Below are 19,905 nucleotides of genomic sequence, written 5' to 3' on the forward strand. Positions count from 1 at the left end.
TCACAAGAGGCTTTTTTTATGGGTTTACTTTGTTGGTTTCTTGCTTAAAATGGCATTGTCTGCAAATCGTTTTATTTCTATTTTCTGATCTCCATAAAGTTGAATTTCGGCATTCGCCGCGGCATCAATGCTGATGGTTTTGTTGGTATTGATGCTGCATTTCGAATAGCTTTCGGCTACTACTACGGCATTTTCTATAACAAGATTGTTCCCTGTAAAAACGGCATTATTGTCTAGTCGAAGATTGGCATTGGTTACATCACCTTCCACAATAGCGATAGATTTTTGATATTGATCGCATTTCATATCTGTTGCTGTGATTAAAGCTTTAAGTTTTGCATTGCCGCTTAATGCTATGGTCGCTTTTTCTGATTTTAGGTTGAGTTCAGCTTGTGAGTCGTTTTCAGACTCCAAAATAAAAATCTTTGAATTCACGTTCAAAAAAAGTTGGGATTCATCAAAGGATTTGATCGTAATTTCGTTGAGTTGAATTTCCTGAATGGCATTGATTATGGCTTCATTTTTTGCAGTTATAGCTTTCAATGCGCTGGTATAAGTGATTCTAACAATCAATTTTTTGAAGTTAGTAGCTGTTTTGGAAGTGTGCACTCGAAGTGCCTTGCTGCTTAAATCAAAATTAAAAATAGCGTGCAGATTTTCATCGGCTTCAATTTTGAGCTCGCTTTTTTCTCCTTTGTCGAGAAATACTTCAATGTTATCGCTAACTTCTAATGATTCAAAGTTGCCTATTTCTTTTTGTTCGACTGTGACAATTTTAGAGCCTTTAATTTTTTCTTTTTTTTGAGCCAATGCCAATGTAGAGACTAAAAATACTAGAAGTATGGCGGTATATTTTTTCATTTTAATGGGGTTGGACGTTTTTACAAATATAAAAAAATCATCCACTTTTGGTGAATGATTTTTGAGTTTTTTCTACAAAGATGTTTCTTAATTTTCGCTAACACTTCCGCCAGAAGATTCATCTTTTATAAGTGTTTTTGGAACCTTATAATAGTTTATAGAGCTTCCGCTAGAGGCTTTTGCGTCGAGTTTAAGAATTGGATATACTGAAGTACTACTGCCGCTCGAGCTTTGAGAAACTACTTCGTTTGCCATTAAATCTTTGGCTTTGATTTCGCTACCGCTTGTAGAGGAAGTTTCTACCTTCAATGCTTTTCCGCTGGTTTCTATACTACTTCCGCTAGTGCTTTCTAGAGTTACTGCATCGGCTTCGACGTCGATGTCTATTTGGCTTCCGCTGCTTGATGTCACGTCTAAGTTCTCTGTTTTTAAAACATTGGAACTTGTGATTTGGGAGCCACTACTAGCGCTTAATCCATTAATGAAAGGCAGTTTTACATTTACAACTGGTGTTTTTGTTGAATTGTAGTTTTCATCAGACTCAATGATTAATACATTATTTTCAACTTTGGTAATAATGTGTTTGAGTAAATTGTCATCGGCCTCAACGGTGATCAAATTATTTGTAGCTTGTTCAACGATAACTTTAATTCCATTGCTAACCTTAATTTTTTTGAAATCTTGGTTTACTGTCCTAGTTTCGTTTGAAATGTTTCCGCTTCCTTTGATTCCTGTTCCGATATTAAAGGAATTTCCACAAGAAAATAGCGATAATGCCATTAGTGCAGCAACAATAAATTTGGTTATTATGGTGATGATCTTGATCATGGCTAATTTGTTTTAATGATTACTCCGTTTTTATCGACTGACAACCCTTTTTTGGTTGTTGTTTCTTTTACTTTTACCACTTCGCCATTTACGGTTACAGTTGTAGTAACCACACTGTCTTTTACTTGTTCAGTATCAATGGTAATATTTTCAATATCTTCATTTGGACAATTCAGGCATCTGATTTTTTCACTTTCTACTATATACAAAGCATCTTTGTTGTCTGGTTTCCATAAAAAGTAGTCGCCATCTGTTTGGTCATAATTGGCCATCGATTCGTCCATTTTCAATAAAGTGCCTAAAGGTAAGAATAAAGTTATTTCAATTTCTTGATCGCGGAATTTTTCTTTTAGATCAGACAATAAATAATTGTCAAATATCAATTGATTTCCAACTACTTTATAACTGTATTTTATTTTTTCAGCTCTTTGTTTTGCTTCGAAAAGGTTTTTTCCCTTTGCTTCTTTTTCTATTTGAATATAAGCCGATTTTGTATCGTTTTGTACAATTTTAAAGCTAACATTGTTAGAATAGATTACATCATTTCCAGTTGAGTCTAAGGTAATTTTGAAATTTTCGTTATCATATAGATTCTTCGCAAAATTTGTATTATGTGTGAATTTTAACAAAAGAGTATCTGTAGGTTTTAGGATAATGTTTTCTTTCACTACGACTCTTCCGTCAACAGCAAAGGCTGATGCTTGTTTTAATCCTATTGCGATTGCCAAGGAAACAGAAATCAACCAAATGGCCAGTAGAGTGTATTTTGCAACGTTTCCTATTGATTTCAAGTTTGGAGACAGTAATTTGAATCCCAATAATGCCAAGAAAAAGAAAGGAATTCCAACGGTAAAAAACATAATTAATCCAAAAGTCCACACCGGATAATCGGTGAAATTGCCTGCTTCAATAAAACTTTGCCAAGGCAAATCGACTACTGATGAAGAACCTAGAGTGAAAACTCCAATGAATAATGCTGCAAGGGTGAAAAGTCCGATCATAATCAGTATAACTCCTAAGAATTTCGAAAAGACTCTAAGCACTGCAATAATGAAATCGCCTAGTGAACTCCCAGCTTTCTCGGCTCCAGTTTTTACACGGTTGCCCATTTCGTCATAATTGGCGTTTTTAATTTTTTCAGATACGTTTTCAAATTCTTCTCTTACCTTTTTTTCAATGTTAGAAATGGTTACCGGTTCGCCGGTCATTTCTAATTTTTCAGCAGTTGTTTTTGCTTCTGGCATTACAATCCAAAGGATGATATAAGCCAAAACTCCTGTTCCCCAAGCAAACAATAGGATTAAGAAAAAGATACGTAACCATACTTTATCGATCCCAAAGTAATGTCCAAGACCTGCAAGAACACCACCAAGCATTCCGTTGTCTTTATCGCGATACAATTTTCGGTTTTGAGAATAAGCGTTAGAAGTAAAATTAGGAGTTGTTTTTCCTGTTTCTTCATCGTCAATTCTATAATCTTCTGGTTGACCCATGACAGCGATCACCTCGTCAACATCTTTGAGACCCACTACGTGTTTCTCTGTTTTTTGTTTTTCGGTCAATAATTCCGAAACACGCATTTCGATGTCTTTGATGATTTCGTCTTGACCTGAAGAGTAAGACAAAGAACGTTTTATAGCGTCAAAATATCGCGTTAGTTTTTGGTATGCATCTTCATCAATATGGAAGAACATTCCGCCTAAATTTATGTTTACAGTTTTGTTCATGGCTATTGTTTTTGTGTTGTGATTAGGTTTACTGCATCAGACAATTCTGTCCAAGTGCCATTCAATTCGTTTAAAAATGTTTGTCCAATTTCGGTCAAACCATAATACTTTCTTGGTGGACCGGATAGTGATTCTTCCCAACGATAGCTGAGTAATCCGTCGTTTTTCAATCGGGTAAGCAGCGGATAAACCGTTCCCTCCACAACCAATAATTTTGCGTTTTTCAAAGTGTCTAATATTTCTGAGGTATATGCTTCTTTGTCTTTTAGGACTGATAAGATGCAAAACTCTAGAACACCTTTGCGCATTTGGGCTTTTGTGTTTTCAATGTTCATAGCTCTGTTTTTTGTTTTGTGATTTGATTGTACTGTTCATTTTTTGATTGATTTGCCAGCCAGTCAGAAGACCGCTGTGATTGTTGATGATTATTTAAGAAAGGGTATCGTTAGTGGATACTCGTATTTTTCTCCGTTTGATGTTTTTACCGAAGCATAAATGATTAGGAAAAACTCGGCTACTTTCATGCCAATTAGCAGCAGAATGGCGATGATGGCTACAATGACAATTCCAGTGATGTTTTCAACGCTTAAATGATTTCTCATAAAATCATGATCATTGACTAAAGTTTCCAATGGAATATTGCTAAAGATTGTGATAAGAATAATAGGAATAGCAATGATTGCTAAAACTAATGAATAAAGGAAAATGCTCAACTGAAAATTCAGCACTTGTTTTCCGTTATGATCCACAAATTCTGATTTGTCTTTATTGGTACTCCAGATTAATAGAGGAAAAATGTAATTCCCGAAAGGGATGCAATACTGACTTAATGCACTCAAATGAGTAAAGGTTGCAAGGTTTTTATTATTTGTAGTTTCCATAGTTTAAAAGTATATAGTAATTTCTTATGCAAATATATGGCTAAAAGACAGTATCTTGTATCGCATAGTACCATATATTAACAAAATATTAACATTTGCGTTTTTAGTTTTAGGGATATACAATTATACAAAGTCAATAAAATCAGACTCTACAGCAGGTTTTGGTAAATTAAGCTTAGAACACCAGCCATTTGATTGAATTTTGTTATTTTTACAAGAATAAAAGTAAAGTAAATGCAAATCACGGTATCTAAACTCAATTCATTTTTGTTTTTCAAATTGCCATCAGCTTTTATTTCTGGCGTTCGTGTCCAGTTAATAGAAGATTCTAAATGCATAGTGACTGTAAAACATCGTTGGATCAATCAAAATCCTTTCAATTCGATGTATTTTGCAGTGCAAGCTATGGCCGCTGAACTATCTACCGGAGCACTTGTTATGAATCATATTGAAAATAGCGGTACAAAGATTTCGATGTTGGTGGCGAATAACAAATCTAATTTTTCTAAAAAAGCTACAGGAAGAATCACTTTTGTATGTAATGACGGTGATTTGGCTGAAAAATCTATTCAAGAAGCCCTTGCTACGGGAGAAGGTAGAACCTTTTGGATGAAATCCATCGGAACCAACGAAAAAGGGGAGCAGGTTTCAGAAATGGAATTTGAATGGAGCGTTAAAGCAAAATCAATCCAATAGATATGTAAACAATAAGCATAAAAAAAATGGTTTAGAATTTCTAAACCATTTTTTTTTTTTTTGAAATAATTTATTTCGTAGCGAGACCGTGATTTGAACTCGGGACCTAAGGGTTATGAAAGCACTCTTTTAGTTTTTACCAAAATTAGTCGACTTTTTTCTGAGGATTTATAACTTCTGCTTTTTGGTATTTTTTATAATAATAAAACAGTAGAATAATACCTATTATAAACATAGGAACAATCCAATCGTCAATTGGAGCAGGTGCTCCCGGATCATCCTCTCCCGGAAATCCTGGGTCTCCACCGACATCTGCCTTAGCAACAAAACTGAATAAATTAAAAACTACTAAATAAATCTTTGACTTCATTGGGCTTATGGTTTTCATTAGTATTATTACTGTTACTTAATAATTAATTTTCTTGTAAACGTTTTTCCTTCTTGCTTAACTTGTATTATATAAATCCCTATTTGTAATGAAGTAACATTTACACTATTACTTAATTGCATCAATTTACCTTCTTGTACTTGTTGACCCAATAAATTGGTAAGTGTGTAACTAGCCGATGTTGTATTCTCTTTTAACAACACTGTAAACACTCCCGCATCCACGGGATTAGGATACACTCCAACAGACAAAATATCTTTGTCATTTGTACTCAATGCAGATTGGTAAATGATTCTAAAGCGACTATCTGGATTCGTACTATTTGCTACTACTCCTGTAAACGGAAGCACTACTTCTGAACCATCGGTCGGGATAGGCGTTACCGTTCCCGTTTGTGTGTCTTGGATAAAGGGTTGTAAATTAGTATTGGTATAACTTTCAGCTTTTACTTTTAAAAGATAAGGCTGAACCGTTGTTCCTGTCAAACGCATCGATTGTGCTGTGCTCGCAGTGGGTAGTCCTCTGTATTCAATGGCTAAATTAGAGGTGCCATTGCTAAACATTAGATTTTCATCAAAGTTTGACATTTTACCTGTATCCGTATGATCAACCTCATTGTTTCCAGATGAACTATTTACAGCTAAAATTCCATCGGCCAATTGCCACTCTGAATTGTTTTGTTTGTACAATAAAACCCGTATTTTATCTGCTGGGCTATTCGCAATTCTTGAAAACCAACTGTTACTACTGCCTGAAATTTTATGTGATTCCGCAATAGAAAAAGTGCTGTTGCTGGCTGTGCGCACAAAAAATGCCTGACCACTTTGTATGTTTTTATCGGTAGCCGAGGGGGTTGTGGGTGCCCAATTCGTTCCGTCATACGTAAAGTATCCGCCAACTTTTCCTAAAGATGGATCTACCATCCATACTTTAGAGCCTGAATTGGCTAGTACCATAGCTTCAGTATTTAAAGCACTGGCATAGGGATTGGCTACTAAATTGTATTGATTTCCTATGATGCTGTTTGATACCGCTCCAGTAATTAATTGCCCTTGCGGTTTTAAAGTAGTTGCTGCTTCACCCAAGGCAACGTTAGTGCTGTTGAAATGCCCTGTGGCAAAAACTAAGAAACCATTAGTGCCAGTTGAGGTAAATAAATTTTCATTTGTTAGATTGGGAATGGCTTGCCATCCGTTATTGTATTTCCAAATGTTAGGCATTCCACCGCCCAAAGTATAACCCGTCATGGTTTGACTTTGATAGGTAGCTGGGCTAAACAATAACAATCCTTCTCCATTAACGCCTTGCCAATTTGCAGGAACAGTAGTGTTTGTAGCGCCTTTCAATGGAGCATTCAATAATCGCCATGCCCGTTTGGCAGGAATGTAACGTTCTATAGTAGCCAATCCGCTTACACGGTTAAATGTACCGCCTAAAGAACCAAAAGCTGCAGTTCCTGTGGCATCCGATTTAAAAATTAGATTTCCGTCATGGGTAAAGTTACCACCAGAGGTAATGGTCTTGCCAGCGGCTATGGTGGTGTTTCCTTTGAGATGCATTATAGTGCTCGATCCAGTGGTGGTTAAATTCGAATTGATTGCCACATTATTTCCATATAATTCAATTCCTGCGCCACCAATTACATCAGCATTTACCGTGATATTTTTATCGTTAGTTACATTACCAATGGTAAGTCCGGTACAAGTAGCCGTTAAATTCGCAATTGGATAGATAACATCCGCTGAAAAAGTGGTTCCTCTTGGAATGTATTTAAAAGCACCTGAAGCCGTTAATGTTCTTGCTGAGCTTAAACCTCCAAGTGGATTGTCAGTGTATAAAGAAATGTCTCCGTTATTAGTCGTCGTCAAATTGGCATTTAATGTAATTGTGCCTCCATAAATATTAATAGGACCGGCAATGGACTGGGCTGAAGAAACCGTAATGTTCGCTGTATTGCTTGCCTTACCCAAGGTCAATCCGTTTATCGTGTTGGCAATGCTTAAATTGGTAATGGGGTAAGTAAGAGCACTGGCAAAACTGTTACTTGATGGCTCAATCGTGACGGTTCCGCTGGTATTGACCGCTATGCCACCTGCTGCAAGCGCAATATTGTCTGCAGTAAGGACCACATTGCTACTGGAACTTAAAATACTTCCACCTTGCCCAATGTTTATTTTGGAAGGGCCTGAAGTTTGGCCACCTAAATTTATTGCTGTTGCCACCTGCACCGCTTTCGTATTTCCATTTAAAGTGATATTCCCTGAATTAGCAAATACATTGATGATGCCGTGATAAAAATTTCCGGCTACGATGCTTCTGCCTGTGCCCAAGGCATTACCGTTCATGACAATATTCCCGCCTCCGGAAGCTGTGATATTCAAAGTACCACTAAGGCCAATCGCGTCTTCAGTTCCTCTTCCTACACCAGTAATCGTAATCGCATCACCTGAAGTTGAAGAGGATGAGATATTCACTGTTGAGGCAATTGCATTATCATGCAAACCAAATAAAATTCCTCCACGATTTCCTGCGGCAGTACTAGTTACCTGACCGTCCATTTCAATTTTGCCACTTCCGGAATTAATATTAATGGTATTTCCATAAGAAACAATACCTCTAGCTGAAGCAGCACCATCCCCTGCAATTTTTATATTCCCGCCAAAAGAGGTTATTGAATTTCGTTCTAAATAGATACCTGCGGCTATGTCAGTACCGGTGTTAGAAGGGGTAAATAACGTTCCCGGAACAGCATAGCCGTTACCGACACTTAACCCATTCCATGTTGTTCCGTTGCTACCACCTCCAATCCAAACGTGTCCACCTGCTACAGTATTGCTGCCGGTAACAATAGATGAACCGTTTCTTAGGGCAATACTTCCATTCGCAGTTCCATTATCACTATTTGCCCAAAGGATAGCAGAACCTCCGCTCGTTGTGATGCTTTTACTAGCAGCTAAAACAATATCGCCTGTACCTTTGAGTAAAACATTTCCAGAGGAAGCGCCTGCTGATGTATTTAAATTTTCATTAATGTTGATATTACCTCCATATATGGTGATCGGCCCCGCAGGAGATAAGACATTCGCAAAGGTCAGATCGGTGGTATTGGTACTCTTACCTAACGTGAAACTAGAAAGTGTAGTTCCAAAATTCCAGTCGTTGTCATAAGTAAGTGTACCACCTGCGTCATCGGCGCGCATGTATGTAAATGCGTTGCCTGTTGGCTGAATGGTTAGGGTGCCTGTAGTTTGAACAGCTATAGAACCTGTGCTTGAATGTAAATATCGTTGATAAATGGAATTCCCTTCAATTAGAATATTACCCGTGTACGAATTTGTCCCATCGAAACCAACTCTAATTGAATTTGATTCATTTCTCGGATCAAAACGAATAGAATTGCAATATTGTCCTGAGGATTCAAGTGAATTGGTTCCCCTAATTGTTATATTTCCAGAACGTGATATAATTTCCGTAGCTCCTCCAATTGCTAACCCTTCTTTATCATTAACAGTTGCCGCAAAATATGCATTTCCTTCTATTTGTATATTTCCCGAAGTCGTAGAAATTATTGTTTTTGCAGTCGATGACGAACCAGTAATAACTGCTCCAAATCGAAAACCATTATCGTTTGGGGAATTATCAGACCCTGTTCCCCTAATACTTATAGATCCCGTTGTAGTGGTAATCGATGTTGCTGTTGTTGTTGTTGATTCTATACGGGTGCCATTACCAATTGAATATCTACCATCTAATTCTCCATTAATTTCAATATTGCCACTTACACTTGAAATATCTGAGTTTACCATACGAACGCCATAATTCTCTCCGCTGTTTGCAGAAGAATTAAAAGAAAGGCCGGCTAAATAAACATTCCCGCCATTTGTGTTTAATGTGGAGTTTTCAATCCATAATCCGGGTGTATTGTCTGTCCAGGTTCTTGCTACATCATTACCTACAGTCAAACCATTCCAGGTAACATTTCCAGAGCCGCCCCCGATCCATAGATGACCGCCGTTAGTATTGATTGTGTTATTCTGTCTTATGGAGATACGACCATTATTTGGTATGCCACCCGAACTAGCAGCTCTTAAAACCACATTCAAGGCACCGCTACCGGTGGCTGTTATTGACTGATTGAGTGATGTTAAAAAAATGTCATTGGCAATTAAAAAAGTTAATGTTCTTGTTGCCGACCCTGTGTAAGTTATAGTTCCATCGATAGAGCATTGTCTTATTTGATTACTTTGCCCAGGTAGAACCACTGTAAGGTTACCCACATTGTTTAAGTGATTTGAGATTACGTTTGGATGCACATCGGCTGTTCCTGAGGATGCTACATTTAAAGTGTTCCCCGTGATACTCCAGTTTGTACCAGAGGTTCCTGTTTGCCCTGTACTTATAATATTAAGATTTTGAGATTGTAGGGAATAAATCCCTAAGAAAAATAATAAAATAGGGTAGCTGGTAAGAAGTTTTTTCATGTTTGTGTAATTTTTGCGCAAAAAAACTAATTGAAAAAAAAAAAACACCTAATAGTACCTCACGAAATATACTATGCCATAAAAAATGTACCTCACAAAAAACTCCTTAAGCAATATTATCTAATTGATTATCAATTATAAATTCAGGATAAACTGCTGCAAATTAGCTTCGGTATTTAATTGTAACTTCTTGCGAATGATACTTCTGCTGTTTTCAATAGTTCGAACCGTTCTGTTGGTTAAATAAGCAATTTCTTTAGAGGTATAATTCAATCGCAACATGGCACAAATAATCAATTCATTTGGAGTCAAATCTGTAGAAATAAGTTTGAGTTTTTCGTAAAACGATTCATAAACCCCCATAAAACGATTCTCAAAATCCACTAAAAACGCATCGGGTCCAGAGGATTTTAATTTGCTTTTTAAACCATTAAATTTAGTTTTATATTCTAAAGGCAAATCTTTTATAATAGTTTCTAAATCTGATTTAATTAATGATTTAGATTGCTGGATAGATATATTTTTTAGTGATATTGTTACTAATTCTTTTGATTTCATCTCTAGTTCAGAGGCCGTTTTTTGATTCTTTAATTTCAACCTTTCTTGTTTTTTTAAGCTTTTATTTTGAAGGATAAAATAAACAACAAATAAAGCCATAACTAGTATAATAATACTAAAAACATAAATGTAATTATATGTGGTTTGTTTTCGTACTAGTAATTGTCGCTGTGCATTAAGTTGTATGCTTCGCTCACGTTCTCGCGATAATTCCCATTCTGTTATTACACTTCTGGGTAAGTCGCCAGTAAAAGTTTCTTTATTTTTTATGTAGCTTCTATAATAAGCATTAGCAAGATTTGTATTCCCCAAAGCATCATAAATACGATAGGATGGTTCGTAATATCCTTTATTAAGCACTACCATATCAAAACGCTTTACCTCGTTTTCAATCAACTTAAGCGTACTCGCTGCTTCATTGTATTTTTTCTGATCATAATATACTTCGGCTCTGTTGATTTTATTAGCCAGAATACCGAAATTAATTCCCATTTCATTACATAGAGAATCTGATAATCGAATAAAATGAAGCGCTTCGGAGTAATTTCCCTCTCTTCGTTTTAAATTGCCATAATTAGCATAACTCTGCGCAAGCAAAGCTGGTATTTTTTTTTCCTTTGCAATGCGTATAATGGTTTGATAGGTTTTTTCAGCCTCTTTGTAAGATTTCGTTTTGGTTTGAATAACTCCTAACGAATTATACAAATAGGTAGGATATTTATCGAAACTTAAAATCACTAACGAAGAATCAATATAGGTTTTAGCTTTATCCAAACAATCCATATCCAAGTACATAGTGGCTAAATTATGATACAACGTAACTAATTTTAATTTTTCTGATGATTCTGTCAAATCAATTGCTTTATGATAGTGTACCGCTGCTTGGAAAAAATTCCCTTGAAGATTTTCTAAATTCCCTTTATTCACGTGATAAACCAATCGTAAGGTCTTAGTGCTGTCTATTTTAACGTAATTATGTAGCAAATCAACATATTTTTTTAAACTATCACTTTCTTTTCGATCACTAAAATATTTAGCCAAATTAACAATAGCATAAACTCGGGGCTTTTTATATACTTTTCCTTCAGGGGTATTCAAAGTAAAACGTGCAAGTTTTTCAGCTACTTTCGCATAATCTTTATGAAAAGCAGCTACGTTTAATTCTTGTAAAAGTGTTTCTGTTAAGCCAACTTTGTCGTGTTTTTTAGCTTGAATCTTTGCTAACAACCAGGCCTCAACATCTATTGTATTTTTGTAGGGTCTCTCGATAACATGCAACAAAAAGTTCCATTGCTCGCTAGGTTTTATTTGAAGGTATTCAAGTTGAACCTCTTTTGTGACAAAATCCTGCTCTTTTACTTCGGTATGAACTTCAGACTTCTGCTTATTGCAACTAAAGAATAGGAATGATGAAATAGAAGAGAAGATTAAAAAACAATAAAGAATGTGCTTTGGTTTCAAGTTTTTCATAGAATTAAAACTATTTGATTTGTAATATTGATTTCGTATTAAAGTTAATTGCGAGGGACTTTAATTCTAAAATATTGGTAAATGTTAAATAAAGTTAACTTTTTAAAAAAAAATTCCAAAGTTAATAAAGAATACAATACGTGAATATTATGATATCAAATATGTAGTTAAAATAATTCATCTGGTTTAAATCCTTGTAATAATACGACTTTGTAATCGTTTTGGTTAGTTTTCCTTACACCATTCATCAAAAATAAGAGTGACTTTTAATAAAAAAAAAGCCCTTAAACAATTGATGTTTAAGGGTTTTGTTGTTGTTGTAGCGAGACCGAGATTTGAACTCGGGACCTCAGGGTTATGAATCGATAATTGATTCTTTTTTCGTCTGTAAACCCAATAAATACGTTGGTTTTTTCTACAAAATCAGATGTTTTTCAGAGTCGTCCTCACGCAGTTTCCTCACGCAACAAAAGGTATAACTAATTGATATATAATGATTTAACTATTATATTTAAAATTAATCATTATGGATTTGTGTTTTTTATTTGTTTAGTTAACACCTTATTCAATTTTAACAAAAAATTAAATTAAAGTAAACTCTTAGTTTTGGCATTTTTCTTTTTCATAGTTTAGAATCAATTGACTATTATTATTGTTTTGTGTTTCTGAATCCATAATAATTTTTATTTAGTAAGCCATTACATTATGCTAATTGTCAATTTCAATATGTGTCGAGAAATATCATGATATAAAAAAACTTATATTTATGCCTCAAAATAATTGAATACGACGATTTTTTAAATTGTTATAAAAATAATAGATAGTTATTTTATTTTGAACCTAAAAACGAATGCCATGAAAATTAAATTACTTTTATTAGCCATCGGATTTACATTAACGGCTCATATAAATTTTGCTCAAATACCTTCAAATATTCCTTCAAAAGGTTTGGTTGGCTATTGGCCATTTAATGGCAATGCTAATGACGAGAGTGGGAATGGAAATAATGGTTCAGTTCACGGAGCAACGTTAACAACCGATAGGTTTGGCAATGATAATAAAGCATATAATTTTAGTGGGAGTGATTGGATAGAATTAAATTCATTGTCTGCAATAAATGCTTCCAATAAATTAGCTGTAAGTATATGGGTAAAATCAACAGGCCTGAATTCAAATACGAATTGTAATTTGGGATGTTTACAATATTATTTTTCTAGAGGTTTTGATAGCGGATATGGATTTGGGTTGTCAACTTTTCAAGGAAATAACCCTCATTTTTCTGCTAATATAAACGGTATACTCAAATGGGGTCAACAAGTCCAAAGTCCAAACATAACCGATTTACCTCATACTCAATGGCATCATTTATTGATGAATTATGATGGGACATCAATAAATTTCTATGTTGATGGACTACAAACTGCAACAACCCCATACAATATGGGAGTTGGGATTGATAAGAAATATAATGCAGTATTTGGGAGGCAATTTGTCGAAGGTTCTAGTTATTATACAGTTGGAATGATTGACGACGCTGCAATATGGAATAGAGCTCTGACTGAAGAAGAAATTAGCAACTTATTTTCAGATAATTCCAATAAAATTTCTAATATTATTAATTCCTCAACAACCAAAATTTTAAATCCTGGAGAACTTGGGAATAATATTGAGTCAACTTCGAAAGATTTAGGTGATAAAAACCCTCAACAAAATGTTATATCAACGAATCTTTTGATTAACAAAAAAAATGAAAATTCCATAGATTTTAAATCATTGAATTTAAAAGAAATAATATCCGATAATGGGTGTATTGTACTCACTAATTATCCTGACGTCATCTCAGTTTCTTGGTCTGGTAATTGTAAGGACAGTTTGGCAAATGGTAAGGGTATTCTGAAATATTATAACAGTAATGGGGCAGTAACGATTTATGAAGGGGAAACATTTAATGGGTATCGCAATGGAAAAGGAACATATAATTGGACAACTGGTGAAAAATATGATGGAGAATGGAAAGATGATAAACCTAATGGATTAGGAATATACACTTATCCAAATGGTTCAAAATATGAGGGACAACTTAGTGATGGTAAAAAGAACGGTAATGGAATTTTAACAGATATTAATGGCGATAAATATGAAGGAGAATGGAAGGGAGACCTACACAATGGTCAAGGAACTTACACTTGGTCAAGGGGTTCAAGATACGTAGGACAGTTTAGAGATGATAAACCAAATGGACAAGGAACATTTACTTGGCCAAGTGGTTCAATATATGTTGGACAACATAAAGATGGCAAAAGACATGGTAATGGAATCTTAATTGATGTTGATGGTTCAAAATATGATGGTGAATGGCAAAATGATAAAAAACATGGACAAGGAACATACTCTATAAAAGACGGAACGAAATATGTTGGACAATTTATAGATGGTTACATGAGTGGACAAGGGGTACAAACTGATTCAAAGGGAGAAAAATATGAGGGAGAATGGAAATATAATTCAAAAGAAGGATATGGAATAAACACATGGCCTGACGGCTCTAAATATGAAGGAGAATGGGTAAATGGTAAAGCAAATGGACAGGGTGCGTATATTTATCCAAGTGGTTCAGTACATTTCGGAGAATGGAAGGATAATTCTCTAATAAAAGAAGCGCCAAGACATAAAATCGTTGAAACTAATTCTAAAAAAGAATCATCAGAATCCAAAAACTTGGAAGCATTCGCTGCTTTTATGAGAAGTGGAAATTCTAGCAATAAAAACATCTCTGCTAAGTCTAACAATTCTACAAAAAGCAACCAAATTCAAAATCAAAAATGTTTTGATTGTCGAGGTACTGGTCAATGTTCTGATTGTTCTAAACCTCAGGTTGTAAGATATAAAAAAGGAGAAATACCAAGAAATCACAACGAAATTAGACTTGGGATGGTTATTTGTCCTCAATGTGGTGGTAATTTGATGAATTGGGGTACTAATGAAAAAGAAAGTTGTTATTTATGTAAAAAATGGTCTGGTTGGGTTTTATGTCGTAAGTGTAACTCTAATGGTGATGGACGCTCCCTTGGAAAATGTCAAAAGTGTGAGGGAACTGGTTACAGAAATTAAAACTTTTAATTTAATTACTAAATTGGAGTAAACTCCTCATTCAAACCTTTGTATTTTTCATAGTCTTGCACCAATCTTCCAACAATTTTAACCAAAGTTGAAACATCACCAACAAGTCCAATAGAATTAGGTTTGGTATCGTAGTCGTTACAAAGTTTATTAAAGAAGTTATTCACGTATTGTTTCACATCTTCATTTATGTCCATTGTGTTCTCACCTATCTCAGGTTCGAAATGGAACATCAAATCGTCTTTCTTTACGTTGGATTGATTTGTTTCTTGAATCATGGTCGCAGCGGTTTAACTAATTCAGTTATTAATTTTTCGACCTGACTTTCAGATAAGATTATAACCGTTCGTGTTTTTTGAGGTTTTTTGTCTGTTTTCATATTGTTGTTTTACAATAAATATCCTAAGACTATCTAATATTAATGCTAAACAAAATGTTTTTGAGTACACACAAATAATTTATATTTTTGGAAGAATTATGTTATCTATAATTTCAATATAATGCTGAAGTAATGAGTGAAAATATTCAATCAAGAATGACTGAATTTATAGAAAAATCAATAAATACCCACGGGGACAAATACGATTATTCTAAAGTTGAATATGTCAATTCTAAAACTAAGGTTTGTATTGTTTGTAATAAAACTGATGATGTTACAGGGGAAAAGCACAATGAATTTTGGCAAGTCCCATACAGTCATCTAAGTGGAGCAAATTGTCCTAAATGCTCAAAACATTTCATGAATCAGGAAATTTTTATAAAAAGAGCTAATGTTATTCATAACAAAAAGTATGATTATTCAATAGTTGAATATAAAGCAGCAAAAGTAAAGGTAGATATTCTGTGTCCTGAGCATGGTGTATTTTCTCAAGCACCTGATGGTCATTTAAATGGAGTAGGCTGTCCCAAATGTAGTGGTGTACATAGATATAATACCAATGAATGGATAGTAAAGACAAAAGAAATTCATGGTGATAGATATGATTACTCTAAGGTGATTTACGTTAAAAATAGTTCTAAAGTTTGTATTATTTGTAAAGAACATGGTGAGTTTTGGCAGACACCAGCTAACCATATAAAAGGTAAAAATTGTCCTAAATGTTCAGGACATTTTATGGATAAGAGTTTTTTTATTGACAAATCAAAAGAAGTCTATAAAGATGATTTTGGGAATCCAATATATGATTATTCATTAGTTGACTATAAAGATTCATCTACTAATGTTACTATAATTTGTCACAAGATTGATGGTGTAACAGGGAAAGAACACGGCCCATTTTCTAAAACTCCAAATAAACATCTAAGCGGACAAGGTTGTCCTTTGTGCGGCAACGAATCAGGAGGGTTAAAAAATCGTCTTAGCAATGAGGAATTTCTAAATAAAGCATTTCATAACGAATATGAATATTTAACAGAATATGTAACTGCTAAAACCAAAATTCATATTAAATGTAAAAAATGTGAACATAAATTTTGGCAAGAAGCCTTTAGTCATTTAAGTGGTTGTGGATGCCCAATTTGTAATGAAAGTAAGCTAGAAAAAGAAGTGAGTAGATATTTGAATGAATTACACATACGGCATGAAAAACAAAAAAGGTTTGGATGGTTGGGTAAGCAGAGTTTAGATTTTTATCTCACTGATTATAATATGTCGATTGAATGTCAAGGTATACAGCATTTTGAATCAAGAGATTTCTTCGGTGGAGCAAATGAATTAGAAAAAATAATACAACGAGATAATAGAAAGCTTGTTAAATGTTTAACAAATAATATTGAGATGATTTATGTAGTAGACAATGACAAATACCATGATAAAAAGTACCATTTTGATATTGTAGAACCCTTCACAGACAATCTAAATTATAAAATTATACATGTAAAACATTTTGAGGATTACATAAAACATATGGTTGAAAAATCTAATTTTATAGGGTCGAAATGATAAAAATTTGTGTTATCTTATATTTTTTGAAGGAAGTCATTAGTTGATTAAGTTGTCAATTGACAACTTTCTCATTTATAGTCAAAAAATCAAAAATTTTTCAAACAGAGTATTACAAAAAAAGTCAATCTGCAGAAAAAATTCTGGAAAATATTTCACCTTTAGAATCGTCCCCTCTTTTTAAACAAGGAATTTTGGCTATATAGGCCGGGGATACCTGAGGGAGGAGAGACTTCAGTGGAGAAGGGCGGAGGGGGTAATTTGCGGATTAAGTTTTCATCATAGGTCCATGCGCAATTGCGCTAAACCATCAGTTAATTTAACTTAAAAGTGCAGCAGAAATATTACCCCATTAAATTCTTAAACTATCATATACAGACATTACTTCACGTTCACGGATTCCCAAATAGTTTTTGGTAATTGAAATCGAACTGTGACCAAACAACTCCATCAGAAGCATCACCGATTCGTTGGAGAAGTTATTTAACTTCAACACACGATTCCCCAATGTTTTCCTGAACAGGTGTGAACTTATATTCCCCTCACACTCGACACCGTATTGTTTAAATATCATTTTCAAGTTGACGTTGACCCATGATTTGTCAATTGGTTTAGTTCCGTATCGGTTAACAAAGATGTATTGGTTATTATCTGTTACACCCATTTGGATTTTGATTCTTGAGATTATACTTCTCAAGTCGGGGTTGATTTTGATTTTTCGGGTCTTCTTTGTTTTCTGTTCTACTATTATTAGGTATTCGTTTTCTTCAAATTGAGAAAATCGAAGCTGCAACAAATCTGAGATTCTTAGACCCGTGAAAACTCCTGTTGAAATCAAAAGACAGTACTTGTAATTTTTGTCTCTCTCCAATTTTGAAATTAATGATTTGAATATGTCCCAATCTAAAGATGTGGTTGTTGTTTTTTGTCCTTTTAATGACATGATGATTAAATTTAAAGTTACTACGCTAAAAATACCGCAGCAACTTATACTTTGCCGCATTTTTATAGCTAAGAAAAAGCTAAATTTTCACCACACTATTCCAATATCGTTGCAACCCTTATTGGCACTATGATTGACTGATTTTGGTTGCTTATACTTCATACTTAAAGTGTAAGCAACTCATCTCATGGAATAATTAAAACTCCTTCCACTTCACGTGGTGGTCAATATCCCAACAGTGAATTAGTATTCTAAATTTGTGAAATAATTTGAGGTTGCGGTATCGGTATCGACAATTTCACATGAAACAGAGATTCAAATTATATATGTGTCTCTTACGATAAAGAAATACTAAAACCTACCTAAGAAATACGACTAAAAATAAATGCTGGTTTAGACTTTATAAATTTCATTTCAATGTTTATATTTTAAAAAAAAAGTAAACCTTTGAAACAAATTAGAATCCCATCAAACATTAATTATAAGCAATTATTCTCAAAAATCGAGGGTAAAGACACTTACATTAAAGAACTGATTGATGCCACGTATGTGGTACTTTCATTTCTTTATCCTTCCAAAAAATATCTCAAGGCAACAATTGGTTTTGAAGGTTTTAAATCCATTAATAATGTCGAGATAAACAAAATTACACGAAACAGATTTGGAAAGGTTAAACGTCTTCTAATGGGTCAAGATTCCCATTCTTCAGAAGTCATTCTAATTGAAAATACGAAATACCAACCCGGTATAAAATCTATGTCCTACAAGTTAAATGATGAACTATTTTTAAACCCCGGCGAAAGATGGGTTGTATTAGGTTCAAATGCTGAGAAAAGGTTATTAAGATATGAAAAGGAAGGAATTGAAAAATATGAGGACTTCAAATCGACCTACCAATTTCTCTTTGATAAATACGAATCTGATATTACGATTGATTCTAAAGTGTTGAATTACGTTACTACTCTTAAATCATTACTACTTGACAGAGTGGATAAATTTGATGGTGATAAATTTGAAATGACTAATAGGGTTAATGATACTATTAAAGATATGAACTCTAAGATTCGTTCAATTCAAAAGAAGAGTTTTAGAACTTCGGTATCTAAAAGTAATCATAGGTTGAATTCTGTTGTCACAACGCTTTATAGAGAACTTAGGTACTATCTTAGAATAAATGGTAATAGATTAGTTGAAGTGGATTTGAAAAGTTCTCAACCGTACGTGCTGGGTTCTATTCTTACTGATAGTTTCTTTACCGGTGGTATTAGTAATGATTTTAGTCTTACTAGTATCTATCCTCAATTATACAATCAACTTAATTACATAGTTTCTAAATCTACTACTGATATTACTTCTCTGATTGGTAATTCCCTATATAATAATAAAGAAGGTTACCCGAAGTACTTTATGTCTGGCACTTTAGATAATTGTAATGAAATACAATCCTATCGTAATCTACCTTTCAATGAAGGATTCTATTCACATCTTAATAATACTTGTTTGAACGGTGATTATGAACTTCGAAAGGTAAAAAACGACGTAATGTTAATACTCAACTTAAAGAATCTAATGAAAAGAGATAAAATTGTCTTGATTCAACAATTCAAAAAACACTTTCCCAACATCAATTTGTTCATTGAGAGTTTAAATAATTTAAAAAGTTTTAAAGCTGCGGTTGCAATTCTACTTCAAAGGTCAGAATCCTATTTATTTTTAAGAGTGGGTTGTAAAGCTGTAAATGAACGATTACCTGATGTTCCTTTTATGACTATCCATGATTCGATTCTGATTGAAGAACAATATTCTGAAGTAGTTACTCCAATTTTAAAGCAAAGTTTAAATTTAGTTACAGGGATAGAACCTGGAGTTATTGTTAAAGTAATTCAAGACCCAATGGATACAATAGAGATAGATATAGAGGAGATTTGGGGCTATTTAAAAATAAAAAATTAAAAAATATCAAAATATTTGTAACAATGATATTTTAATTTATATCTTTGTACCCACAAA

14 protein-coding genes are annotated in these 19,905 nt (G+C 34.0%); 4 read left to right on the forward strand and 10 right to left on the reverse strand.

Going from position 1 to position 19,905, the window contains the following annotated elements; all coding sequences use genetic code 11:
* Positions 1-24: 24 nt before the first annotated feature.
* The 5 genes from ACIQ1E_RS00120 to ACIQ1E_RS00140 form a co-directional block, all read right to left on the reverse strand.
* A complete protein-coding gene (locus tag ACIQ1E_RS00120; protein WP_396167594.1) occupies positions 25-861 on the reverse strand; it encodes a GIN domain-containing protein in 837 nt (278 codons plus the stop codon).
* A gap of 87 nt (positions 862-948) precedes the next feature.
* Positions 949-1,689, reverse strand: a complete 741-nt coding sequence (locus ACIQ1E_RS00125; RefSeq protein ID WP_396167596.1) for a head GIN domain-containing protein — start codon at positions 1,687-1,689, stop codon at positions 949-951.
* A 2-nt stretch (positions 1,690-1,691) separates the two neighbouring features.
* The gene (locus ACIQ1E_RS00130; RefSeq protein WP_396167597.1) at positions 1,692-3,416 is read right to left on the reverse strand and encodes a PspC domain-containing protein; all 1,725 of its coding nucleotides are present in this window, start codon (positions 3,414-3,416) and stop codon (positions 1,692-1,694) included.
* 2 nt (positions 3,417-3,418) lie between these two features.
* Positions 3,419-3,751, reverse strand: a complete 333-nt coding sequence (locus ACIQ1E_RS00135) for a PadR family transcriptional regulator (RefSeq protein WP_396167599.1) — start codon at positions 3,749-3,751, stop codon at positions 3,419-3,421.
* A gap of 90 nt (positions 3,752-3,841) precedes the next feature.
* Positions 3,842-4,297 carry a DUF4870 domain-containing protein gene (locus ACIQ1E_RS00140; RefSeq protein WP_396167600.1) on the reverse strand — a complete coding sequence of 152 codons (456 nt, stop codon included), beginning with the start codon at positions 4,295-4,297 and terminating at the stop codon, positions 3,842-3,844.
* A gap of 234 nt (positions 4,298-4,531) precedes the next feature.
* Between ACIQ1E_RS00140 and ACIQ1E_RS00145 the strand changes: the two genes are divergently transcribed.
* Entirely contained in the window at positions 4,532-4,993 is a 462-nt protein-coding gene (locus tag ACIQ1E_RS00145) for a DUF4442 domain-containing protein (protein WP_396167602.1), read from the forward strand.
* Positions 4,994-5,138: 145 nt separating this feature from the next.
* Here ACIQ1E_RS00145 and ACIQ1E_RS00150 read toward each other — a convergent pair whose 3' ends face one another.
* The 3 genes from ACIQ1E_RS00150 to ACIQ1E_RS00160 form a co-directional block, all read right to left on the reverse strand.
* On the reverse strand, positions 5,139-5,363 hold the full coding sequence (locus ACIQ1E_RS00150; protein ID WP_396167604.1) for a hypothetical protein: 225 nt from the start codon (positions 5,361-5,363) through the stop codon (positions 5,139-5,141).
* Between the two features lie 32 nt (positions 5,364-5,395).
* Positions 5,396-9,862, reverse strand: a complete 4,467-nt coding sequence (locus tag ACIQ1E_RS00155) for a beta strand repeat-containing protein (protein WP_396167606.1) — start codon at positions 9,860-9,862, stop codon at positions 5,396-5,398.
* Between the two features lie 135 nt (positions 9,863-9,997).
* The gene (locus tag ACIQ1E_RS00160; RefSeq protein WP_396167608.1) at positions 9,998-11,890 is read right to left on the reverse strand and encodes a hypothetical protein; all 1,893 of its coding nucleotides are present in this window, start codon (positions 11,888-11,890) and stop codon (positions 9,998-10,000) included.
* A gap of 855 nt (positions 11,891-12,745) precedes the next feature.
* On the opposite strand from ACIQ1E_RS00160, the gene ACIQ1E_RS00165 reads away from it, so the two are divergent.
* Positions 12,746-15,001 carry a LamG-like jellyroll fold domain-containing protein gene (locus tag ACIQ1E_RS00165; protein ID WP_396167610.1) on the forward strand — a complete coding sequence of 752 codons (2,256 nt, stop codon included), beginning with the start codon at positions 12,746-12,748 and terminating at the stop codon, positions 14,999-15,001.
* A 17-nt stretch (positions 15,002-15,018) separates the two neighbouring features.
* On the opposite strand, the gene ACIQ1E_RS00170 is transcribed toward ACIQ1E_RS00165, so the two are convergent.
* On the reverse strand, positions 15,019-15,288 hold the full coding sequence (locus ACIQ1E_RS00170; RefSeq protein ID WP_396167612.1) for a hypothetical protein: 270 nt from the start codon (positions 15,286-15,288) through the stop codon (positions 15,019-15,021).
* A gap of 233 nt (positions 15,289-15,521) precedes the next feature.
* Between ACIQ1E_RS00170 and ACIQ1E_RS00175 the strand changes: the two genes are divergently transcribed.
* Positions 15,522-16,952 carry a hypothetical protein gene (locus ACIQ1E_RS00175; protein WP_396167614.1) on the forward strand — a complete coding sequence of 477 codons (1,431 nt, stop codon included), beginning with the start codon at positions 15,522-15,524 and terminating at the stop codon, positions 16,950-16,952.
* Between the two features lie 352 nt (positions 16,953-17,304).
* On the opposite strand, the gene ACIQ1E_RS00180 is transcribed toward ACIQ1E_RS00175, so the two are convergent.
* Entirely contained in the window at positions 17,305-17,895 is a 591-nt protein-coding gene (locus ACIQ1E_RS00180) for a tyrosine-type recombinase/integrase (protein WP_396167617.1), read from the reverse strand.
* Positions 17,896-18,342: 447 nt separating this feature from the next.
* Here ACIQ1E_RS00180 and ACIQ1E_RS00185 point away from each other — a divergent pair, with 447 nt between their 5' ends.
* Positions 18,343-19,848, forward strand: a complete 1,506-nt coding sequence (locus tag ACIQ1E_RS00185; RefSeq protein WP_396167618.1) for a hypothetical protein — start codon at positions 18,343-18,345, stop codon at positions 19,846-19,848.
* The last annotated feature ends 57 nt before the right edge of the window (positions 19,849-19,905 follow it).

It is taken from the genome of Flavobacterium sp., assembly GCF_044348915.1.
Classification (GTDB): Bacteria; Bacteroidota; Bacteroidia; order Flavobacteriales; family Flavobacteriaceae; genus Flavobacterium.

Bases quoted from the DNA above. Each gene is read 5' to 3' on its own strand.
- ACIQ1E_RS00120 (WP_396167594.1), bottom strand. From the start codon at position 861: ATGAAAAAATATACCGCCATACTTCTAGTATTTTTAGTCTCTACATTG.
- ACIQ1E_RS00125 (WP_396167596.1), bottom strand. From the start codon at position 1,689: ATGATCAAGATCATCACCATAATAACCAAATTTATTGTTGCTGCACTA.
- ACIQ1E_RS00130 (WP_396167597.1), bottom strand. From the start codon at position 3,416: ATGAACAAAACTGTAAACATAAATTTAGGCGGAATGTTCTTCCATATT.
- ACIQ1E_RS00135 (WP_396167599.1), bottom strand. From the start codon at position 3,751: ATGAACATTGAAAACACAAAAGCCCAAATGCGCAAAGGTGTTCTAGAG.
- ACIQ1E_RS00140 (WP_396167600.1), bottom strand. From the start codon at position 4,297: ATGGAAACTACAAATAATAAAAACCTTGCAACCTTTACTCATTTGAGT.
- ACIQ1E_RS00145 (WP_396167602.1), top strand. From the start codon at position 4,532: ATGCAAATCACGGTATCTAAACTCAATTCATTTTTGTTTTTCAAATTG.
- ACIQ1E_RS00150 (WP_396167604.1), bottom strand. From the start codon at position 5,363: ATGAAGTCAAAGATTTATTTAGTAGTTTTTAATTTATTCAGTTTTGTT.
- ACIQ1E_RS00155 (WP_396167606.1), bottom strand. From the start codon at position 9,862: ATGAAAAAACTTCTTACCAGCTACCCTATTTTATTATTTTTCTTAGGG.
- ACIQ1E_RS00160 (WP_396167608.1), bottom strand. From the start codon at position 11,890: ATGAAAAACTTGAAACCAAAGCACATTCTTTATTGTTTTTTAATCTTC.
- ACIQ1E_RS00165 (WP_396167610.1), top strand. From the start codon at position 12,746: ATGAAAATTAAATTACTTTTATTAGCCATCGGATTTACATTAACGGCT.
- ACIQ1E_RS00170 (WP_396167612.1), bottom strand. From the start codon at position 15,288: ATGATTCAAGAAACAAATCAATCCAACGTAAAGAAAGACGATTTGATG.
- ACIQ1E_RS00175 (WP_396167614.1), top strand. From the start codon at position 15,522: ATGAGTGAAAATATTCAATCAAGAATGACTGAATTTATAGAAAAATCA.
- ACIQ1E_RS00180 (WP_396167617.1), bottom strand. From the start codon at position 17,895: ATGTCATTAAAAGGACAAAAAACAACAACCACATCTTTAGATTGGGAC.